The following is a 782-nucleotide window of genomic DNA, read 5'->3' on the forward strand; positions in this document are numbered from 1 at the left end:
CGGCTGTAGCGCCTGCGCTTGCGACTCTGTTCAGCTTCCATCGTGTCCAGCTATTTGCTAACTGGACAGCATCGTTATCGCTGCGACCGCTCTTCTCAAGACGGGTTCGCCGGACGCTTACCGATGAACTGAACTGCCTTCGCTGTGATGGCAGCCGACATCTGGGCCGCTTCGCTCATGGAGATCTTGTTCTCCGAGTAGTCTGCCCAGATCGACTGGAGGGAGTCCAGGTCGCTAGACTCGTACTCGAAAGTCTCGCGGGTTCGCTGGACCGTCTTCAGAAAGGCCTCGGCGCCCTGCCTAGTGCTACTGGGGACGTACTGGGCGATCCGCGGAAAGATGAAGGTCCGGACGAAATCCTTGCTCATGCTGTCGAAGGCCATGTACTCCGTCTCGAAAAGGGACAGGATGAGTTGGATCGTCGTTCCCTTGGGAGACAGCCAGATCTTCAACTTTCCATCGACATGCTCCGCCAGTACGGGCAGGTCATGGGAAATCGAACCGTAGGCAATCTCGACATCCACGAAATAGTCGGAGGACAGGATGTAGGTGAGGCGGAACGCCAAGCTCTGCTGTGCGAGTGTCCATTCGTTCCTTGCTAGCGGCACGTGGATCTTAGGATCGTCGCATCGCGCACCCGGTCGAGCAGGCGGCGCGGGGCACCCGCCGGGCTCACCTGGGAAGCCTCGAGTCCCCCGGACGGGGGCGGTGACGCCTGCGTGGCGGCACTCGTATGATCCGCAGGCGCGGAAGTCGTGAAACGATTCATCCGCCGGAATTTA

Annotated in this window: 1 protein-coding gene; it reads right to left on the minus strand. The window is 59.7% G+C overall.

Annotation, left to right across the window (positions count from 1 at the left end; genetic code table 11):
- Window positions 1-95: 95 nt before the first annotated feature.
- Window positions 96-566, minus strand: coding sequence for a hypothetical protein (locus tag E8D38_RS27955; protein WP_140637600.1), 471 nt, complete (start codon window positions 564-566; stop codon window positions 96-98).
- Between the last annotated feature and the right edge of the window lie 216 nt (window positions 567-782).

Source organism: Methylibium rhizosphaerae (assembly GCF_006386545.1).
GTDB classification, from domain to species: domain Bacteria; phylum Pseudomonadota; class Gammaproteobacteria; order Burkholderiales; family Burkholderiaceae_C; genus Pseudorivibacter; species Pseudorivibacter rhizosphaerae.